Genomic DNA, 20548 nt, shown 5'->3' with positions numbered 1-20548 from the left:
CTCCATTAATCCGGATATTCGATTCTATTGTGGAAAATACCGTTCATCGTTTCGCAAATTACTCGTTTTACTTGTTTGATTTCTTTCATTGATAAGTCACATTCATCGAATTGATCATCTTCCACTTTGCTCCGCACGATTGCTTCGACCAATGAGGCGATTTTTTCAGGCGTCGGCTCTTTCATTGAGCGTACTGCCGCTTCCACGCTGTCTGCAATCATGATAACAGCAATTTCCTTAGTCTGTGGTTTCGGACCTGGATATCTGAAATCCTCTTCCTTAACTTCTGTATTCATTTCTTTCGCTTTAACATAGAAGAACTTCAGTAAGCTGGTGCCGTGATGCTGTCTTGCAATCGCAACCAGTTCGGCAGGCATATGATGTTTCTCCAAAATACCCGCCCCGTCTTCTGCATGAGCTATTATCATATCACGACTTTTCTCAGGCGGCAGGGAATCATGCAGATTTTGACCGGCATGCTGGTTTTCAATAAAGAAGCCTGGATGAATTGATTTGCCGATATCATGGTAATAGCTTCCGACACGTGCCAGCAGCCCGTTTGCTCCAATGGCTTCACACGCTGCATCTGCTAAGTTTGCCACCATGATGCTGTGATGATACGTCCCCGGTGTTTCCACTAAGATCTTCTTCAGCAAAGGATGGTTCGGATTGGACAGTTCGACCAGGCGCATATTGGAAAGCAATTGAAAGACCGTTTCAAAAAACGGCAGCAAACCAATTGTCAATGCGCCGGAAAGAATCCCCGACGTGACAGCTGCCGCTGCGTAGAACGTCAGCTCAGGCAGTGTATAGCTGGTCTGCGTCATTAGCAGATAAAAAATAATAAATAACAGGTTTGACGCTGATACTGCAAGACTCGCCTGCAGGATCGTCGACCGTCTGCCTGTCTCGCTGATTACGTAAATACTGACAATCCCGCCGAACAAAATATACAATGCCACTTCCATCTGCATAATGGCCGCGAGACCTTCCTGAAGCATGATTCCTGCAGTGGCTGCTGTTAATATGGCCGATAAGACGGCAGTGCGTTCATTGATCAGCAGTTTAATAAGCATCGGTGCGAGTGCAGTCGGAAATAAAAAAGCGATCTGCACATCAAATTCATGATCGATATAACTGATCATTTTCATTAATAATATGACCGAAAAAAAGATTACATAAAACATTAGCAAGGCTTTCTTTTTAAACTGTGTTTCCTTTTTTGATTTAGAAAAATGGATTCCAATTAACGCTGAAATGAAAAGCACAAATATACTGATGCCAAGCAACGGTTTGATAGAAGACTGATTCGTCAGCACTCCCGCCAGTTTCAGTTGCTGATAGATATCCCGGTCAATCAATTGTCCTTCACGTACAATGACTTGTCCCTGCAGAATACGGATCGGTTCCACTGATTCACGCGCATCCGCTTTGTTTTTCTCCGTCAATTCATCATCGATAACCTCGGTTTCGACCATTGCCGCCCTTCCCAGTGACAGGGCTACATCCAACAGTCCTGACGACGCGGTGCTTGTCTGACGAAGCTGCCGTTCCACTTCATAGCGATGTGTCGGCACTGCTTCCTGTTTAAACGGTTTGGACAATTCTTTGCCTATGATCTGCAGCAATTGCTGATGCAAAGCATCAAGTTCGGATTGCTCTGACGACACCAGCTGTTTTAATTGCTCATCAGATAAACGCAGTAGGGATTCTTCGTTCTCCATTCCGTCAAGTTTTTCTCTGAGCAGTTTCAGTTTCATGCCGGTCGTCATGTCCGGTTCTTTTTTCGCTTCTACTTTCACGTCGCTGACCGCAGTGAAAATAGAGCTGACCAGAGCCTGTCTATTTTTCATGATATCTTCTGAAAAACGGTAGGATTCAGCAACAGCCTGCTCGGCTCTGACCCGTTCCAGTTCCGTCTTCTCTGTATCCTCAATCGTTTTAGGCGAGCGTATCGTTTTTGGTGAGATTTCATAAGCCGAAATTTCATACGTCTCATTCTGACTGTTGCCGTACATCATGAAAAATAAGAGAATGCTGGACAGCGAAACTACCAGAAGCAGCAAAAAAGAAAATTTCACTTTTTTCAGCTGCAAAAGCAATTGCTTAACATTACCCAAGTAGACTGCCTCCCTTCAATAACTTTTGCCGATTGCTTATGTATTCATTTAATTACTTCATCCATTATAACTTTTTTCACATTACGCTTGAACCCTTACAGCTATGTTAGCCATTATACCTCATTAGAGGGTTATACTGCATGTATTTCCTCATTGTCGGAAGTGATGTTTAAGCTCCCCGCCATATTGTTCCTCACACAAAAGCCCGAAAACCTTAAAGCAAAGGTTCTCGGGCTATTTATAATTTATGATTTTGATGACTGTTCTTTCTCATATGCATCGATGATTTTAGCTACAATCGGATGCCGTACAACGTCACCCTGCTCCAGGTAGATAAATTGGATATCCTGGACTTTCTTGAGGATGTGCTCAGCTACAATGATGCCTGACTCTGCTCCGCGCGGAAGATCAATCTGAGTTTTATCACCCGTTATGACCATTTTAGACCCAAAGCCCAGCCGTGTTAAAAACATTTTCATCTGTGCCTTGGTAGTATTTTGTGCTTCATCCAAAATAACAAATGCATCGTCCAGTGTTCTGCCGCGCATATAGGCTAATGGCGCGATCTCGATGACCCCCCGTTCAATGAGACGCTCTGTATGTTCTGCACCTAATATGTCATGAAGCGCATCATACAGCGGACGTAAATACGGATCTACCTTTTCCTTCAGGTCTCCTGGGAGGAAACCGAGGCTTTCTCCCGCTTCTACAGCCGGACGTGTCAGGATAATACGTTTTACTGAGCCTGATTTCATAGCCTGAACAGCCATGACAACAGCTAAATATGTTTTTCCTGTTCCGGCAGGACCGATACAGAATACCAGATCTCTGGAACGAATCGCGGACACGTACTCACGCTGGCCTATCGTTTTCGCTCGGATGACTTTGCCTTTTGTGTTGCGCGCGATTTCTTCGTCGTACAGAGAAGAGAAATACTCGATCGTGCCGTTTTTCGCCATTTCAATCGCAGTGGCAACATCCCGTAAATTAATATTGATTCCTTTGCGGATGACTTTCAGTAATTGCTCGAGCAATGCCTTGGCCGCTATACCTTGTTCTTCTTCTCCGCTGATCGTGATCGTCTCGCCTCTCGTACGGATAGAAATATTCAATTCTTCCTCAATCAAATTCATGTTCTGATCAGAAATGCCAAGAAGCATGATCGCTTCATTTGGTTCCTCAATATGCAGTTGAATGGTTTGTTCGCTCAATATATTCAGTCTCCTTGAGTTATCGGTTGTTTTTCAGCAATATTTTCATTAATTAAAAACAATAGAACTCCTTTAACTTTATCATTAGTGAACGATACATGTAAAATGTTTTCCTCTTTAATCAGCAGTTCGTTTTGTTTCTTCGATAACAGGTCATATTTCAGCAGCGGAAGAATAACCGTCTCTTCCATCCCCTTTTTCAAGCGTACAGTATGAACGGGATCTTTCCGTGTTTTGATTACATCGACCGGACTTCTGAAATGATAGGTCCCGCTTTTGCTTTCAAACCATGGAACTCTCCATTTTACGTTTAGCTGTTCTTCTCCAAGCGAGGAATAGCTGACTGTGCGCGGCAGCTCAAAATGTACCTCCAGCCAATAATCTGCGAATACCTCGCCGGCTGCTCCGACTACGGTCGTTTTTTCTCCTTGTTCCAGGATACCTGTCGCCAGAAGGTCTCCTTTTTTCACTGTCTGATGAATAATACTCGCACGTTCGCCACGGGTCAAAGCAAAATTAGTGATGACGCCTCCTGTTCTAGCCACTAAATGAGACGGCTTTTCTTTCACATCTTCTTTCACATCCGTCGACATAGGTGCCAGCATCGGTGTGACCTGTAAAGAAGTTCCCGCCCGCTTAAATCGAATCCAGGACAGAGCAGGCTCATCCTGCATCAGCATTCGCCGCATTTCATCTTCTTCAGGCAGTCGGGACAGTAAGGAAGGCACCGCGATATGCGCTTTAGTCATTTTTTTCTCCAGCCGCTCAGCCAGTTCGGGTACTTCGCTGTCTACTTGAACATTCCATAAAAACATGGATGCCAAAAGGGGCAGCAGACAGCCGATCAGAAAAAGAAATGAAGAGAACAAACGAAAATGAAGCGAATCACTTCCTTTACGGGAGATTTTCACTTTTACTCTGTACTTTTTTCTGAAACGCCGAATCGTCTGAATGCCTTTACTGTCCGTTTCAAAATACACGGACTTTCCCGCGACATATAAATTTTTTATCTTAACATGCTCAGCTTGCATCTTTCCAAGAAATGAAGATGTTCCGCCGGCAGCACTCAGCTGGACTTCAAAACGTTTAGTAGCCATAAGCCGATTCCTCGCGAGGCTGATAGCGGATTGATAAATCTTTCAGCTCAGAAATGGAGATATGGGCATGCTGTTCAGTCAGCGCGAGCACAGTTATCTCCTCAGCCTGAACAGTTAAAGAAAAATCATCAGTTTGAAAGGAAACGGCTTGTTCGCTCAGTGCTTTCAATTGATAAGAGCCCGTAATCCGTAACGTGTGGAACTCATCTAATATGACAGATGGATGAAGTGCGAATAATTTTTTCACGAAAAAACCCCCTGTCTCACTCTATGAAAGTGACAGGGGGTACATGCTTATCGTTTTGATTTTGGCGGACCTAAAATTTCAGAATAAACAATCCCTTGCAAAACTTGCTGACGGGTAGTCGGAATCAAGTCTTCCTGCAAAATGCGGTCATTTGACTGAAACGCTTCCTGCTGATCTGAACTGAATCTACCTCTAGCGTTGGACTGACGCTCTGAACGCGGCGTAGAAACAGCCTTTACAGCCCGTTCCTGACGCTTCTTCTCCAAGGCAGGTTCCGGGTAGAAGATTTCTGTTTGAGGCGCCTGGGATTTTACAGGGGCTTCTTCTGGCTGTATTTCTTGCTGAAGCTCTTTAAATTCCTTTTGAATATCTTCAAACAGGTTTCTTGAAAGATCTTTCAGCGAACGTGATTTGTTTACAGGCGCTGCATTTGAGCGCTGCGGTTCTCTCGAGTCTCGCTGAACTGTCTGTGTATAAGTCGGTTTTTGTACTGGCGGCTGTTTTTTCGGTTCGGGTTTTTCTTTCTTTTTGCCGAACAGGGAGCCCAGCGCCAGCATGATGACCAAAATGATGAGCTGTTCCATTATGCATCCCCTTCCCGGGAATTCATTGTTTTACTGTTAATCAGTCTTTTTTGTGCTGCTCGGGACCTTGCTGGTCGCCGCCTACTTTACTGATGGAATCACGCATACCTGTATCGGCCTGAATATTTTTATAGTTCATATAATCCATAATTCCGATATTTCCTGTACGTAGCGCTTCTGCCATTGCTAGAGGCACTTCAGATTCTGCGCCCACCACTTTCGCGCGCATCTCCTGAGTCTTCGCCTTCATTTCCTGCTCGCTGGCAACAGCCATCGCACGGCGTTCTTCCGCTTTGGCCTGGGCAATGTTCTTATCTGCCATTGCTTGCTCAGTCTGAAGTTCCGCACCGATGTTTTTACCGATATCCACATCGGCAATATCAATCGACAGAATTTCGAAAGCGGTACCTGAATCCAATCCTTTTTTCAGGACAGTTTGAGAAATCATATCCGGGTTTTCCAATACTTTCGCATGGCTGACAGAAGAACCGATCGTCGATACAATACCTTCACCGACACGGGCTACCACTGTTTCTTCCCCTGCACCACCGACGAGACGGTCAATGTTTGCACGTACTGTAATTCGGGCTTTCGCTTTTACTTCGATACCGTTCATCGCAACACCTGCGATAAATGGCGTTTCAATAACTTTCGGGTTAACAGACATTTGAACTGCTTCCAGTACGTCACGTCCCGCCAAGTCAATCGCCTGAGCTCTTTCGAATGTCAAATCAATGTTCGCGCGCTGTGCTGCAATCAGTGCATTGACAACGCGGTCCACGTTACCACCCGCTAAGTAGTGGCTTTCCAGCTGGTTGATCGATACCGTCAGACCTGCTTTATGTGCTTTAATCAGCGGATTAACCACTCTGCTCGGGATTACCCGACGTAAACGCATCCCGACCAGTGTAAAGATACTTACTCGTACTCCTGCCGCCATAGCGGAAATCCACAGCGTTACTGGAACGAATGTAAAGAATATTGCCAGTACGATGATGATAATAAAGACTGCTGCTACCAGTCCGATTGTTCCTAGTCCCATCATAAGCCTTGTTCCTCCTCTTTCTTCTTCTCTCTTACAACGATTCTAAAGCCTTCCACCGCCACGATCACTACTTCTGTATCGCGATCAATATAACGCCCCTCTGACACTACATCAATCCGTTCGCCGTCTAATTCAGCAACTCCGGAAGGATATAGCGGAGTCAGCGTGACCGCAACTTTATTCAGTAAGTCCGTGCGGTTTTCATTGGATACGTAACCGCTTTCCGTATCCATCGTATCCATTAAGATGATTTTATTCAACAGATGAAGTTTTTTTCCGAAGAATTTCATTATAACCACCGCTCCTATACTTGCTACGGCTATCGCAATCAGCACCGAGATTGCCATGAATGCCAAATTGGTGCCTGCAAGCAAAATACTTCCTATGATAGCCAGGACTCCGAAGACACCCGCTATCCCTCCTGCAATGAAAAACTCGGCGATGATGAGTCCGACGCCCAATAGGAATAGGATCAGTGTCTCATATCCCGCGAGCCCTGCTACTGTATGTCCGTAGAAAAATGAAAACAGAGCAATGAGCCCCATACTTCCCGGCACACCGAAACCTGGCGAATAAAGTTCCACTATCAATCCAAGACTGGCGATTGATAGTAAAATCGGAACGACTACCGGATTGGTAATGAAGCGGGCAGCTTTCTCTGAGAACGTTTCCGCTGTAGAGATCACTGTTGCATCTTCCAAGCCCAATTTCGCAAGCAACTCATCAAACGTCGCAACCGTTCCTTCACTATAACCTACTTCTTCTGCTTCCGAAGCGGTAAGTGTTAAAAGTTCACCTTTTGGTGCCCGTAAGTCCGGCAAATGAATGTCTGGATTTGCCATAGCCAATGCATATTGCTCATCGCGGCCCTCTTTGTGCAGAGCGGCATTTTTCATTTGAGCCAGCCAATAGCTGTTGGTTTTTGCTTCTGCTGCGTTTCCGGAGCCGTCGATTACTTGCGCTGCACCCATTGATCCGTTCGGCGTCATATAGATTTGATCTGCATAGAGTGCAAGGAACGCACCCGCCGACAAGGCACGGTTATTAATGAACGCAACGATCTCTGCATCCGTTGATTTCATCAACTTGGCAATCTGGTCAGCTGCATCCACGAAGCCCCCGGGTGTGTCTATATCTAATACAATCGTGTCAGCACCTGCATCAGCTGCTTCTTTGAATGAGCGCTGAAGAAATGCATGGAGACCTTTTTCTACTTCTTGATGAAGAGGCACATGATATACTTTTGTTTCAGCTGCTGCTGTATGCATAAAAGGCAACGCGATTGTCCCGATGAATAAAATGAGCAGAAAAACTGACCTAATCATTTTAGTCATTGTTTTCTCACCTCTCTCTACTGCCTATTATACTTACTATTTACGTTTGAAAAAGCATTTGGTTTCATTTCTTGAAAAGAATTTTAAAAAAATGAAGTTTTCTCATAAAACTTTGTATTAAAGCAGGTGTTTGATAAAATTCAGCACGGCGGCCGGGCATTTGCAGAACGAACTTTGAGTTAAAGCAAAAAAATGCAACACAATAAAATAAACCGAAAATCCTTTATGGATCTTCGGTTTATCTGATATTGCAATAATTGTTAGTCTCAAAATTCAATGTAGGCAGAAATTAGAATTTGCGCTTACGTGCCGCTTCTGATTTCTTTTTACGTTTTACACTTGGCTTTTCATAGAACTCGCGCTTTCTTACCTCTTGTATTGTACCACTTTTAGATACAGTACGTTTGAAGCGGCGAAGAGCGTCTTCAAGTGATTCATTTTTGCGAACGACTGTCTTAGTCATATCTCTTGTCCCTCCCTCCGAGCACACTTCATACATAGCTGTTTGCCATGTACTAGCAAATTATAACGTAAAAAATGCTGCCGGTCAATAAAAAACTATTAGAATATTAATAAGAATTTTTGGGCCGTTGCGGTGTTAAAGGTAAAGTCAGAAAGGCGTCTTTATTTTAAGCTCTTCGACGCCGGTCGAGGCTGAACGGCAAACTACACCGCATCGCAGCTTTGCCTTATGCCTGCCGCCTCTGAACAGCCGCTTCCGCTTTTGATTTCATCTAGCTGCAAGCGCCAGCCTCTTGGGTCACTTCAGGTAGGCTGCAAAGGCACAAAGGGCGCACCTTTTCAGCTTACCCTCCAGTGCCTGTCGAGGCTGAACGGCGCTTTCCGCTTTTGATTTCATCCAGCTGCAAGCGCCAGCCTCTCGGGTCACTTCAGGTAGGCTGTAAAGGCGCAAAGGGCGCACCTTTTCAGCTTACCCTCCAGTGCCGGTCGAGGCTGAACGGCGCTTTCCGCTTTTGATTAATAATCAGAAGTTGACTCGAGACCCTTCATGATAGCAACACCTGAACTTGCTCCGATACGCGTAGCACCGGCTTCGATCATTTTATTGACGTCTTCAAGGCTGCGGACGCCTCCTGACGCCTTGACGCCGATTTCCGGGCCTACAACTGCACGCATTAACTTGACGTCTTCAGGAGTTGCTCCGCCGGTTGAGAAACCAGTCGATGTTTTTACAAAATCAGCACCTGCCAGTACCGCCAGTTCACTGGCAGTCCGTTTTTGCATATCATCGAGCAAAGATGTTTCTAAAATGACTTTAACCAACGCTTTGCCTTTGGCCGCCCGGACGACTCCTTCTATATCCTTCTGCACATAATCAAGCAATCCGCTATGCAGCGCGCCGATATTCAGTACCATATCCACTTCATTCGCTCCGTTGGCAATTGCATCTTCTGTTTCAAAGACTTTTGTTTCTGTTGTGCTTGCGCCCAGCGGGAAACCGATGACCGTGCAGACCTTTACTTCGGTTCCCTGCAGTGCTTCGGCTGTTGTGTGAACCCAATATGGATTAATACAAACAGAGGCAAATGAATATTTCTTTGCTTCTTCACACAATTCCAGAACTTGCTGTTTTGTTGCCTCTGCCTTTAGCAATGTATGATCAATATAAGCGGCATATTTATTCGTCAATGAAAGCGCTCCTTTTTCTATATCATTTCTTTCAGTATAGCAAAGCTTGAAATTGCTTGCACGAAAAAGACCGCCAAGTCCGGCGGCCTCTTCTTATATCGTGATTTTTTGGTCTTCAATGATTCGCACAGGCTGTCCTTCATTGTAAGGATACCCGGCTTTAGAAATTTTCACGCGCACAATTTGTCCAACCATCGTTTCATCGGCAGGCAGAACGACTTTTAGATAGTTATCAGTGTAGCCCTCATATAAACCAGAGACCTGATCCAGTTTATAGAGCTCTTCCGGAATAACTTCCAATACTTCGCCTTCAAATTGTGCTGCATAATCTTTAGCCAGCTGATCATTCAGTGTGATCAGACGGTGCACACGTTCATTCTTGATGCTTTCATCAATTTGATCTTCCATTCGTGCAGCAGGAGTTCCCGTCCTCATGGAATACGGAAAAACGTGAAGTTCAGAAAACTTGTGGTCGCGAATAAAATTATACGTTTCCATAAATTCTTCTTCTGTTTCACCCGGGAAACCGACAATTACGTCAGAGGTAATCGCCAATTGAGGCAGAGCTTCATTCAGACGCATAAGACGCTCAGAGAAAAATTCCATCGTATACTTGCGGCGCATCCTCTTGAGTACAGTATTTGAACCTGATTGAATCGGGATATGCAAGTGACGAACCACAATCTTCGAGTCGCGCAGTACGTCGATGACTTCATCTGTTAATTGGCTTGCTTCAATTGAACTGATCCGCAGACGTTTAAGTCCTGTAACTTGTTCTTCCAGATCTCGCAGCAGACGGGCAAGATTGTAATCCTTCAAATCTTCTCCGTAACCGCCTGTATGAATCCCCGTTAGAACGATCTCCAGATAACCCGCATCCACAAGCTGCTGTGCCTGACGGATGACTTCCTGAGGATCACGTGAACGCATTAACCCGCGCGCCCAAGGAATGATGCAAAAAGTACAGAAGTTATTGCAGCCTTCCTGTATTTTCAGAGAAGCACGAGTACGGTCCGTAAATGAAGGTACATCAAGCTCTTCATAAACGCGGTTCTTCATAATATTCCGCACTGCATTGATCGGCTGCCGCTCTTCGCGGTACTGCTCAATCAACCCTAAAAGTTTTGTGCGGTCTTGTGTACCGACAACGATATCCACACCGGGAATCGCCATGATTTCAGCAGGTGATGTCTGCGCATAGCATCCTGTGACGCAAATGACCGCGTCGGGATTCTTACGGATCGCGCGGCGGATCACCTGCCGGCTCTTTTTATCACCTGTATTGGTTACGGTGCAGGTGTTGATTACATATACGTCTGAACTCTTTTCAAAGTTCACGCGCACGTAACCGGCTTCCTGGAACAACTGCCAGATCGCCTCTGTTTCGTAATGGTTCACCTTGCAGCCTAATGTATGAAAAGCAACCGATGACATAAGCTGCTCACCTCTTTCATTCAAATTCATAAGACATAGCGGACAATAAGTATAAGGGCGCCGTTTCCGTACGCAGTATTCTGGGTCCCAGCGATACTGGAAGAAACCCTGCATCCTGCAGCATTTCAACTTCTTCCCTCGCCAATCCGCCTTCCGGTCCGAAAACAACTAATATCGATTGTTTATGATACACGTTTTTCAGCCGGTCTGCAATCTTATGAGGGATATCGCTCTTCGCATCTTCTTCGTCTGCGAACAGTTTGACGTCAAAGTCTGCAGCTGTTTCGATCAATTGTTTCAGATTGAGGACCGGAGAAATTTCCGGTATGTAATTGCGATGGCACTGCTCGGCTGCTTCTTTTGCGATTTTTTGCAGACGATCGATCTTTTTACCGCTTTTTGAAGCATTCCATTTCACAATAGAACGGCCGGCAGCGAAAGGAATCAGAGCAGTCATTCCGAGCTCTGTTCCTTTTTGAGTGATCAGATCCATCTTATCGCCTTTAGGCAGCCCGCACGCGAGCGTAACTTGAACAGGCATTTCAGTATCCTTTCCAAGCTCACTCCGCTTTTCGACGACTACCTGGTCATCTGTTATTTCTTTAATGACCGCCACAACTGCGGATCCATTGTAAACCGTAATGATTTCATCACCAGTAGTCATTCGCATCACCTTGACGATATGCTTGAAGTCTTCTCCGGCTATAGAGAGTGTACTTTGCGCGTCAAAAGCATGTTCTGTAAAATATCGCTGCACACTTATTCACGCCCTTTGCGCGCAATGATGGCCACCCAGTCTTCCATGAGCACCGACTCCACAATTTCGAAGCCTTTGGTCAGTAAATCCTCCCGCACTTCATCACGCTTTTGTCCAATAATGCCGGACGTAATAAATAAGCCTCCCGGTTTGACCAGGTCAAATGCATCTTTAGAAAACGACATGATCACGTCAGCCAGTATATTCGCAATGATTACATCCGGTGGTTCTTCTATTGCTTCCAATAAATTACCTTTCAGAACAGTGATGCGGTCATCCACATGGTTATACGCAACATTTTCCTGCGCCGCCCGGACTGCCACTTCATCTAAATCAAGTGCAGTAATTTGACTGGCGCCGAGCAGTGCTGCTCCAATTGCGAGCACACCGGACCCTGTACCGACATCGACAATCGTCTGCCCGGGCTCTAAATACTTCTCCAGCGCTTGGAGGCACAGAACGGTTGTCGGATGGGTACCCGTGCCGAAAGCCATTCCGGGATCCAATTCGATGATCAGTTCATCCGTCTCGAAAGGCGTATACTCTTCCCAAGTCGGCACAATAGTGAACCGCTTTGAAATTTTCACCGGATGATAATACTGTTTCCAGGAATTTGCCCAGTCTTCTTCGTCGACTTCTGTTATTCCAATCGTGAATGCTCCGGGATCCAATGAAAATTGACGGAGTCCTTCAATTTCCAACTCCAGCTCCTGCACCGTTTCATTAATGAAACTGTTGACAGGCAAATACGCTTTAATAACGACTCCTTCATTCGGAAAATCTGAACGATTCAGAGCATACATCTCTCCGAACTGATTGACACGTTCTTTATCGGGTTCGTTGGAGTCTTCTATGATGACGCCGCTTGCTCCTGCTTCGTGCAGGATGTTCGCTACTGCCTCAGTTGCTTCGTGGGTAGTGTGGACGGAAACTTCTGACCATTTCACAGTTCTTCAATCCTTTCATTCGCCTTTGAAAGTACGTTTGATTTTGTCAAAGAATGAACTGGAGTATTCATCAGGGGTTTCTCCTTCAATAGAAGCAAACTCTCGCAGCAATTCTTTTTGTTTTTCGGTCATTTTCTTCGGTGTAACCACTTTGACAATCACGTGCTGATCCCCGATTCCGTGGCCGTGAACATTTGGGACTCCTTTACCGCGCAGACGGAAATTCGTGCCATTTTGTGTGCCTGCAGGAATTTTCAGCTTCACTTTTCCGTGAACAGTCGGAACTTCTAATTCATCTCCGAGAGAAGCCTGCGGGAATGTCAATGAAAGCTCAAGGATAATATCGTCTTCTTCACGAATAAACTTCTTATGAGGACGTACATTAAAGACAATATACAAGTCACCCGGAGGTCCTCCGTTAATTCCGGCTTCGCCCTGACCGCCGACACGCAGACGCTGTCCCTGATCGACTCCGGCAGGGATGGATACTTCAATTATTTTCTTCTTATTTACGCGGCCTTTACCGTGACAAGTCTCACATTTTTCAGGAATAATCTTTCCAGTTCCCTGACATGTCGGACATGTTCTTCGGTTAACAACTTGACCGAATGGTGTATTTTGCGCAACAGAAATTTCACCGGAACCATTACATTCTGTACAAGTTTTTACACTTGTACCTTTTTTAGCACCTGTTCCGTCACATGTGTCACAGACTTCCTCACGCGGAATCTCGATTTCCGTCTTTTTGCCGAAGATCGCATCCATGAAATCCACCGTCATTGTATATTGTAGGTCGTTTCCTTTTTGAGGAGCATTCGGATCGCGTCTTCTGGCACTGCCGCCGAAAAATGTACTGAATATATCTTCGAAGCCGAAACCTTCAGCACCGCCGCCGCCAAATCCGCCAAACCCTTGATTCGGACTTTCATGGCCGAACTGGTCGTAGTTTGCACGTTTATTTTCGTCGCTCAGCACTTCAAATGCTTCTGTGACTTCTTTAAACTTCACTTCAGCATCCGACTCTTTATTTAAGTCCGGATGGTACTTCTTGGAAAGTGATCGATATGCTTTGCGTATTTCTTCTTTTGTGGCTGATTTAGCAACACCCAGCACATCATAGTAATCTCGTTTACTCATTCATTTGCACCCCTCATCGCATTTTACCTGTGGCCCATTGTACCACGTGGAAAATGAATTGTGTTAACAAACGAAAAAGTCAAAGCCGGAATTTCGGACTTTGACTTTTCCGTCAAGATTTATATAAGTTGAATTTTAAATACTAAATTGTAGAAGTAACTTAGCATCGTTGATTTCCGTTCCAGGCGGACGCTTTCTGGAGGGCCCGCGGTGAGCCAACTTGGTCGCTTCGCTCCCCTAAGTTGTCATCACCTGTCGGGCTGATCCTCCCAGAGTCGCCGCCTTGCACTCCAATCAACTAAGCAGTATTCAAACTGCATTGCTTCTAATTTAGAACATTTAATTCAACTTAATTATTATTTATTGTCTTTGTCGTCTACTTCTTCAAAGTCCGCATCGACTACATCGTCGTCTGCAGAACCCGGCTCTGCGCCTTCTGCCGCCTGTGCTTCTGCTGCAGCCTGCTCGTATAATTTAACAGAAAGTGCCTGAACCAATCCGTCCAGTTTTTCTTTCTTTGTACGGATTTCTTCAAGGTCTCCAGATTCATTGGCAGCTTTCAGCTCATCCAATGCATCCTGTGCTTCTTTAATTTCCGCTTCGTCCACTTTGCCTTCCAGATCTTTCAAAGTTTTTTCAGCCATGAATACTAACTGATCCGCTTCGTTGCGCAACTCTGCTTCTTCTTTACGCTTCTTGTCGTCTTCAGCATGTGCTTCCGCATCTTTAACCATTTGATCAATCTCATCGTCAGAAAGGCCTGATGAAGACTGGATTGTAATGTTCTGTTCTTTTTGAGTTCCAAGATCCTTCGCTTTAACATTTACAATACCGTTTTTATCGATGTCAAAAGTTACTTCAATTTGCGGAACGCCGCGCGGTGCCGGTGGAATATCAGTCAATTGGAAACGGCCAAGCGTTTTATTGTCTGTTGCCATCGGACGCTCCCCTTGCAATACATGGATATCCACTGCCGGCTGATTATCCGCTGCTGTCGAGAATACCTGTGACTTACTAGTCGGAATCGTTGTGTTCCGGTCAATCAGTTTTGTGAAGACAGAACCCATCGTCTCAATTCCCAATGAAAGTGGTGTTACGTCAAGTAATACTACGTCTTTTACGTCACCAGTCAGGATTGAACCTTGAACCGCCGCACCCATTGCGACTACTTCATCAGGGTTAACGCCTTTAAACGGCTCTTTGCCTGTTGCTTTTTTAATCGCTTCCTGTACAGCAGGGATACGTGTTGATCCTCCGACAAGAATTACACGGTCGATTTCAGATGGAGATAGTTCTGCATCTTTTAACGCCTGGCGTGTAGGAACCATTGAACGTTCTACTAAACCAGCTGTTAATTCATCGAATTTACCGCGTGTTAATGTGATTTCCAAGTGAAGCGGACCTGCATCTCCTGCAGTGATGAACGGCAGTGAAATCTGTGTTGATGTAACTCCTGATAAGTCTTTTTTCGCTTTTTCAGCTGCATCTTTCAAGCGCTGCATCGCCATTTTATCTTTGGAAAGATCGATGGCATTTTCTTTACGGAATTCCTGCACTAGATAGTCAATGATGATATCATCAAAGTCATCTCCGCCCAGTTTATTGTCTCCTGCTGTAGAACGCACTTGGAAGACACCGTCGCCTAATTCAAGAATCGATACGTCAAATGTACCGCCGCCGAGGTCGTAAACCAGAATTGTCTGGTCTTCGTCTGTCTTATCCATACCGTAAGCAAGCGCTGCCGCCGTCGGCTCATTGATAATACGCTCAACTTCCAGTCCGGCAATTGTTCCGGCATCTTTTGTTGCCTGACGCTGTGCATCGTTAAAGTAAGCTGGTACAGTAATGACTGCCTTTGTTACTTTTTCTCCAAGATAGTCTTCTGCATACCCCTTCATATATTGAAGAATCATTGCAGAAACTTCCTGAGGCGTATATTCTTTTCCGTCTGCTTCTACTTTGAAGTCAGAACCCATATGTCTTTTAACAGACATGATGGTGTGAGGATTTGTAATGGACTGGCGCTTTGCCACTTCCCCTACTTGACGCTCCCCGTTTTTAAATGCAACGACAGAAGGTGTTGTCCGGTTGCCTTCAGGGTTTGGAATAACTTTCGCTTCTCCGCCTTCATATACTGCTACTACTGAGTTTGTTGTACCTAAGTCAATACCGATAATTTTACTCATGTGTGATTTTCCTCCTAATTTTCATCAATAAATGTTATTTACTCGTTTACTTTAACCATGGAAGGCCGTAAAACACGTTCTTTCAGCTTATACCCTTTTTGAAGTTCTTCCAAAACAATTCCAGACTCTTTATCTTCATCGCTGCCTGTCATTACAGCCTGGTGGAAGTTTGGATCAAACTCCTGATCCTTCGCTTCGATCTCTTCTAAACCTTCTGCCTTCAGTGCTTCCACTAATGAACGGTATACCATGTCCATCCCCGTGAGGAGCGATTGACTTTCCGCTTCCTTTGCTTCAACAGAAAGTGCGCGTTCGAAGTTGTCCAGGACCGGAAGAATATGCACCATCACATTTTGTGCCCGATAGGTCTGCAGTGCTTGGTAATCGAGTGAAGCCCGTCTCTTTACATTTTCCATATCCGCCAGCACACGTAATTTCTTGCTCTCTTCTTCTTCAAGGGCTTTTGTCAGTTCATCTATTTTTGCTGTAAGGATTTCTGTTTCACTGAGCTCTTCAGCAGGTTCATTCTGCTGTTCAGTCGTTTCTTCCAAAGCCTGCTCGTCTTCAGAACTGTTTTCATCCTGAGCGTTTGGCTGGAGTTCGTCTTTTTCAGTCACGTGTCTTGCCTCCTGTCTGCGTCTTGTCCGATCGTCAGCCGATGAAGCGCAGAAGATAAGTCGCTGCTCAGTATGTCGAGCAAAGTGATGACTCTTCCGTAATCCATTCGTTTCGGACCGATGATTGCAATGGAACCTTCCATATTCTCACCTGCCGAATATGTCGAAGTAATTACACTGTAATCTTCCATATCAATTACCTTGTTCTCAGAACCGATGCGAACGTGAATCCCCTGGTCGTTCTTTTGAAACAGGGACATAGCTGGATTGCCTTTTTCCATCAGTTCAAAGAATGACTTCATTTTCTGGAAGTCATGAAATTCGGGCTGCTTCCACATATTCAGCTTGCCGCCAAAATAAAGACGTTCTTCAGGCTCGACCGCAACTGCTTGCTGAAGCGAGCTGAATAACTTCTCGGCCTGGTTAATATGCTGCTGAAATACATGCTTTGCTTCCTGCATCAGCTTTTGTTGAAGCTGTACAAGAGAGGTGCCGATCAGGCGTTCATTTAAAATATTGACTGTCTTTTCAATTTCAGAAGCAGACAGTCCTTCCGGAACATCGAAAATTCGATTTTCCACATGACCGTTGTCCGTTACGATAATCGCAACAGCTTTCTTCTGATCCAACGGAACAATTGAGAATTTCTTTACAGCATGCGTCGAGGTATCCGGTCCGAGCAAGATAGAAGTATAATTCGTCAGCTCGGATAAGATCGTTGCTGAATTTCGAATCAATTCTTCTGATTCCCCCACTTTATCTTGGAATAAAGTACGCAGTTGCAAGCTGTCTTCCAAATTCAAGGTTTGCGGCTGTAATAAATGATCTACAAAAAACCGATAGCCTTTTTCAGATGGAATTCTTCCAGATGATGTGTGAGTCTTTTCTAAATAACCCATATCCTCCAGATCTGCCATGTCATTCCGAATAGTAGCTGAACTGAATGGCGCTTCCGGTTTCTTTGACAGCTGTCTGGAACCAACAGGCTGAGCAGACTCGATAAAATCTTTCACCGTCAATTGTAGTATGAGTAATTGTCTGTTTGTCAACATGATCATCACTCCTGTTAGCACTCATTAACTTCGAGTGCTAATACTACTCATAATTTATCAAATTATAATTTGCCTGTCAACGAATCAAACTTCGTCTTCGAGCAAAAATTGTTCGAAGACATTATTTCCTTGAAAAATCCCGTTTCTCGTCAGGCAAAGATGGTCATCTTTCACTTGCAGCAAGCCCTGCTTCTGCATTTTTTCAATCGGGCGGCCAAATACTTCTTCGATGGGCTTATTGAATTTTTCTTTAAAATGAGGAATCGAAACCCCTTGAATTTTCCGCAGACCCAAGAACATTTCTTCTTCCATGGATTCTTTCCAAGTCACTTCATGAGCCTCTTTAATCGGCAGTTCATCTAATGCCAGACGTTCTATATAATGTTTCAGCGGACCGACATTTGCATATCGCTGTGTTCCTAAGTATCCGTGAGCTCCTGCTCCGATTCCGGCATATTGAGAGTTTTCCCAATAGATCAGGTTATGAAACGAAGGATAGCCCGGAATCGCAAAATTACTGATTTCGTACTGTAGCCGGTTCGCTTCATTCATACGATCCATAACCATCGCGAACATTTCCGCTTCGGCATCTTCTCCCGGTAGCGGCAATTTGCCTTTTGTCATCCGGTTATAAAATACTGTTTTCGGCTCCACTATTAATGAGTATGCCGAATAATGCGGCAAATCGAGTGCCAGAGCACGATCCAGTGTTTCTTCCCATTCTTTAACGGTTTGCGTCGGTAAGCCATACATTAGATCGAGGCTGATGTTTTCAAATCCGACAGCACGCGCTGAAGAAATGACACGCTCAATATCGTCGGCAGAATGCGTTCTCCCTATTTGCTGCAGCAGTCTTTCATTAAAGGACTGCACACCAATAGACAGCCGGTTGACGCCTTTTTCTTTTAAGATAGCCAGTTGACCTTCAGATAGATCGTCAGGATTGGCTTCTGATGTGAATTCGCGCAACGACTCTACATCAACGAATTGTGCAATGATCGTCAGTAATCGGTCCAGCTGCTTGACATTTAGTGCAGTTGGTGTGCCGCCGCCCAGAAAAACGGTTTCCACCTGTTCAAAAGAATGCCCTGCTTTCTGCATAAGTCGGAACTCGTCACCGATTGATTCAATATATTGATCGACAGGCTGGTTCTTCAGAAATACTTTGTTGAAATCACAGTAATGGCAGATTTGCTGACAAAATGGGATATGAATATACACACCGCGCATGCTTGTAACTCCTTTTATTTAAGTATGTAAACAGCAAAAAGAGGGCGTTTTTTTGCCCTCTCATGCAACTATTTGTTAATCTTCATCCATCTTCAGAACGGCCATGAACGCCTCTTGTGGCACTTCTACCGATCCGACTTGCTTCATTTTCTTCTTACCTTCCTTTTGCTTTTCAAGAAGTTTTCGTTTACGGGATATATCTCCCCCGTAACATTTAGCAAGAACGTTCTTGCCCATTGATTTAATCGTCGAACGGGCTACAATTTTCTGTCCTATCGCCGCTTGAACCGGCACTTCAAACTGTTGTCTCGGAATAAGAGATTTCAACTTCTCGACGATCGCTTTTCCGCGCTCGTAGCTGAAATCATTATGGACAATGAAGCTCAGTGCATCGACATTTTCACCGTTTAGCAAGATATCCATTTTTACAAGTTTCGAACGTTTATAGCCGATCAGCTCGTAGTCAAGAGATGCATAGCCCTTTGTGCCGGACTTCAGCTGGTCGAAGAAATCGTACACAATTTCCGCGAGCGGCAGTTCATAAATAACGTTTACACGCGTACTGTCCATATAATCCATGGTAATGAAATCACCGCGTTTGTGCTGGCATAACTCCATAACAGCCCCTACGTAATCGTTCGGCACCATGATAGATGCTTTGACGTAAGGTTCTTCAACGTAATCAACTTTTTGTGCAGTCGGCATCATAGACGGATTATCGACGTTTATGGACGTACCGTCTGTTAAATTCACTTTATAAATAACACTTGGTGCTGTTGTGATCAAGTCAATCTTAAATTCACGCTCGATCCGCTCCTGGATGATCTCCATATGCAGCAGGCCGAGGAAACCGCAGCGATAGCCGAAACCAAGCGCCTGGGATGTTTCTGCTTCATATTCTAAAGCGGAGTCATTCAGTTCTAGTTTTTCCAGTGCTTCACGCAAATCATTGTATTTAGATGTGTCAATCGGATAGAGCCCGCAGAACACCATCGGATTCATGCGGCGGTAACCCGGCAAAGGCTCACTTGCAGAGTTCTCTACTGTGGTCACAGTATCACCGACACGCGTGTCACCGACGTTTTTAATAGACGCAGATAAGAAACCGACGTCTCCTACCGTCAATTCATCACGCATGGATATGGTCGGGGTAAAGACACCCGTTTCGAGAACTTCGAATTCTTTTCCTGTTGCCATCATACGAATTTTGTCGCCGGGCTTTACTCTGCCTTCGACAATTCGGATGTTCACAATAACCCCTTTATATTGATCATAATGCGAGTCGAAAATCAGCGCTTTCAAAGGAGCATCAGGGTCTCCCTCGGGAGCCGGTACTTTTTCTACAATTTGTTCCAGGATTTCATCGATGCCGATACCGGCTTTGGCAGATGCCAGAACCGCTTCTGAAGCATCAAGCCCGATGACATCTTCCACCTCTTGTCTTACCTTTTCAGGATCAGCGGCAGGAAGATCAATTTTATTGATTACCGGCAGGATCTCCAAATCATTATCCAGTGCCAGATAAACGTTGGCCAGTGTTTGTGCTTCAATTCCCTGGGCTGCATCAACGACCAGAATGGCGCCTTCACAAGCAGCCAGACTTCTGGAAACTTCATACGTAAAGTCGACGTGACCCGGTGTATCAATTAAATGAAATGTATAATCTTCACCATTTTTAGCGGTGTATGTTAATTGGACAGCATTCAGTTTAATCGTAATGCCGCGTTCACGTTCCAAGTCCATGGAATCCAATGTCTGTGATTTCATATTACGCTTGCTGACGGTTTCTGTTTTTTCTAAAATACGATCAGCTAACGTCGATTTCCCATGATCGATATGGGCGATGATAGAAAAATTCCGTATGTTCTTCTGACGTGCTGCTCTCTGCTCTTGATTCATC

The 20548-nt window shown here is 44.9% G+C and carries 18 protein-coding genes; all 18 read right to left on the bottom strand.

Going from position 1 to position 20548, the window contains the following annotated elements; all coding sequences use genetic code 11:
- Window positions 1-5: 5 nt before the first annotated feature.
- Window positions 6-2120: an HD family phosphohydrolase gene (locus tag GDZ68_RS10740; protein WP_228551079.1), complete on the bottom strand. Its 2115-nt coding sequence runs from the start codon at window positions 2118-2120 to the stop codon at window positions 6-8.
- Between the two features lie 245 nt (window positions 2121-2365).
- Complete coding sequence (locus GDZ68_RS10735; protein ID WP_194841129.1) at window positions 2366-3331, bottom strand: PhoH family protein; 966 nt, start codon at window positions 3329-3331, stop codon at window positions 2366-2368.
- A gap of 5 nt (window positions 3332-3336) precedes the next feature.
- The gene (locus tag GDZ68_RS10730) at window positions 3337-4428 is read right to left on the bottom strand and encodes a sporulation protein YqfD (RefSeq protein WP_153722301.1); all 1092 of its coding nucleotides are present in this window, start codon (window positions 4426-4428) and stop codon (window positions 3337-3339) included.
- The gene (locus GDZ68_RS10725) at window positions 4418-4675 is read right to left on the bottom strand and encodes a hypothetical protein (protein WP_153722300.1); all 258 of its coding nucleotides are present in this window, start codon (window positions 4673-4675) and stop codon (window positions 4418-4420) included. Before GDZ68_RS10725 ends, GDZ68_RS10730 begins: the two co-directional genes overlap by 11 nt.
- A gap of 47 nt (window positions 4676-4722) precedes the next feature.
- On the bottom strand, window positions 4723-5259 hold the full coding sequence (locus GDZ68_RS10720) for a hypothetical protein (protein WP_153722299.1): 537 nt from the start codon (window positions 5257-5259) through the stop codon (window positions 4723-4725).
- Between the two features lie 40 nt (window positions 5260-5299).
- The gene (gene floA, locus GDZ68_RS10715) at window positions 5300-6301 is read right to left on the bottom strand and encodes a flotillin-like protein FloA (protein ID WP_153722433.1); all 1002 of its coding nucleotides are present in this window, start codon (window positions 6299-6301) and stop codon (window positions 5300-5302) included.
- The gene (locus tag GDZ68_RS10710; protein WP_153722298.1) at window positions 6301-7638 is read right to left on the bottom strand and encodes an NfeD family protein; all 1338 of its coding nucleotides are present in this window, start codon (window positions 7636-7638) and stop codon (window positions 6301-6303) included. Before GDZ68_RS10710 ends, floA begins: the two co-directional genes overlap by 1 nt.
- Before the next feature lie 289 nt (window positions 7639-7927).
- A complete protein-coding gene (rpsU, locus tag GDZ68_RS10705) occupies window positions 7928-8101 on the bottom strand; it encodes a 30S ribosomal protein S21 (RefSeq protein WP_009496905.1) in 174 nt (57 codons plus the stop codon).
- A gap of 515 nt (window positions 8102-8616) precedes the next feature.
- Window positions 8617-9288 carry a deoxyribose-phosphate aldolase gene (gene deoC / locus GDZ68_RS10700; RefSeq protein WP_153722297.1) on the bottom strand — a complete coding sequence of 224 codons (672 nt, stop codon included), beginning with the start codon at window positions 9286-9288 and terminating at the stop codon, window positions 8617-8619.
- Between the two features lie 93 nt (window positions 9289-9381).
- Window positions 9382-10722, bottom strand: coding sequence for a tRNA (N(6)-L-threonylcarbamoyladenosine(37)-C(2))-methylthiotransferase MtaB (mtaB, locus tag GDZ68_RS10695; protein ID WP_153722296.1), 1341 nt, complete (start codon window positions 10720-10722; stop codon window positions 9382-9384).
- Between the two features lie 16 nt (window positions 10723-10738).
- Window positions 10739-11479: a 16S rRNA (uracil(1498)-N(3))-methyltransferase gene (locus GDZ68_RS10690; RefSeq protein ID WP_153722295.1), complete on the bottom strand. Its 741-nt coding sequence runs from the start codon at window positions 11477-11479 to the stop codon at window positions 10739-10741.
- 2 nt (window positions 11480-11481) lie between these two features.
- On the bottom strand, window positions 11482-12426 hold the full coding sequence (gene prmA / locus GDZ68_RS10685; RefSeq protein ID WP_153722294.1) for a 50S ribosomal protein L11 methyltransferase: 945 nt from the start codon (window positions 12424-12426) through the stop codon (window positions 11482-11484).
- A gap of 15 nt (window positions 12427-12441) precedes the next feature.
- Window positions 12442-13563, bottom strand: coding sequence for a molecular chaperone DnaJ (gene dnaJ, locus GDZ68_RS10680; protein ID WP_153722293.1), 1122 nt, complete (start codon window positions 13561-13563; stop codon window positions 12442-12444).
- A gap of 356 nt (window positions 13564-13919) precedes the next feature.
- Window positions 13920-15749, bottom strand: a complete 1830-nt coding sequence (gene dnaK / locus GDZ68_RS10675) for a molecular chaperone DnaK (protein WP_153722292.1) — start codon at window positions 15747-15749, stop codon at window positions 13920-13922.
- Between the two features lie 38 nt (window positions 15750-15787).
- A complete protein-coding gene (grpE, locus tag GDZ68_RS10670; RefSeq protein WP_153722291.1) occupies window positions 15788-16366 on the bottom strand; it encodes a nucleotide exchange factor GrpE in 579 nt (192 codons plus the stop codon).
- Window positions 16363-17418: a heat-inducible transcriptional repressor HrcA gene (hrcA, locus tag GDZ68_RS10665; protein WP_153722290.1), complete on the bottom strand. Its 1056-nt coding sequence runs from the start codon at window positions 17416-17418 to the stop codon at window positions 16363-16365. The genes grpE and hrcA overlap by 4 nt, the downstream gene beginning before the upstream one ends.
- Before the next feature lie 84 nt (window positions 17419-17502).
- Entirely contained in the window at window positions 17503-18648 is a 1146-nt protein-coding gene (gene hemW / locus GDZ68_RS10660) for a radical SAM family heme chaperone HemW (RefSeq protein ID WP_153722289.1), read from the bottom strand.
- A gap of 75 nt (window positions 18649-18723) precedes the next feature.
- Window positions 18724-20547, bottom strand: a complete 1824-nt coding sequence (lepA, locus tag GDZ68_RS10655) for a translation elongation factor 4 (RefSeq protein WP_153722288.1) — start codon at window positions 20545-20547, stop codon at window positions 18724-18726.
- Between the last annotated feature and the right edge of the window lies 1 nt (window position 20548).

The organism is Sporosarcina cascadiensis, from assembly GCF_009650995.1.
GTDB lineage: Bacteria > Bacillota > Bacilli > Bacillales_A > Planococcaceae > Sporosarcina > Sporosarcina cascadiensis.
This window is presented reverse-complemented; position numbering and strand designations above follow the sequence as displayed.

Bases quoted from the DNA above. Each gene is read 5' to 3' on its own strand.
- GDZ68_RS10730 (WP_153722301.1), bottom strand. From the start codon at position 4,428: ATGGCTACTAAACGTTTTGAAGTCCAGCTGAGTGCTGCCGGCGGAACA.
- GDZ68_RS10720 (WP_153722299.1), bottom strand. From the start codon at position 5,259: ATGGAACAGCTCATCATTTTGGTCATCATGCTGGCGCTGGGCTCCCTG.
- floA (WP_153722433.1), bottom strand. From the start codon at position 6,301: ATGGGACTAGGAACAATCGGACTGGTAGCAGCAGTCTTTATTATCATC.
- GDZ68_RS10710 (WP_153722298.1), bottom strand. From the start codon at position 7,638: ATGACTAAAATGATTAGGTCAGTTTTTCTGCTCATTTTATTCATCGGG.
- rpsU (WP_009496905.1), bottom strand. From the start codon at position 8,101: ATGACTAAGACAGTCGTTCGCAAAAATGAATCACTTGAAGACGCTCTT.
- mtaB (WP_153722296.1), bottom strand. From the start codon at position 10,722: ATGTCATCGGTTGCTTTTCATACATTAGGCTGCAAGGTGAACCATTAC.
- dnaJ (WP_153722293.1), bottom strand. From the start codon at position 13,563: ATGAGTAAACGAGATTACTATGATGTGCTGGGTGTTGCTAAATCAGCC.
- dnaK (WP_153722292.1), bottom strand. From the start codon at position 15,749: ATGAGTAAAATTATCGGTATTGACTTAGGTACAACAAACTCAGTAGTA.
- hrcA (WP_153722290.1), bottom strand. From the start codon at position 17,418: ATGTTGACAAACAGACAATTACTCATACTACAATTGACGGTGAAAGAT.
- hemW (WP_153722289.1), bottom strand. From the start codon at position 18,648: ATGCGCGGTGTGTATATTCATATCCCATTTTGTCAGCAAATCTGCCAT.
- lepA (WP_153722288.1), bottom strand. From the start codon at position 20,547: ATGAATCAAGAGCAGAGAGCAGCACGTCAGAAGAACATACGGAATTTT.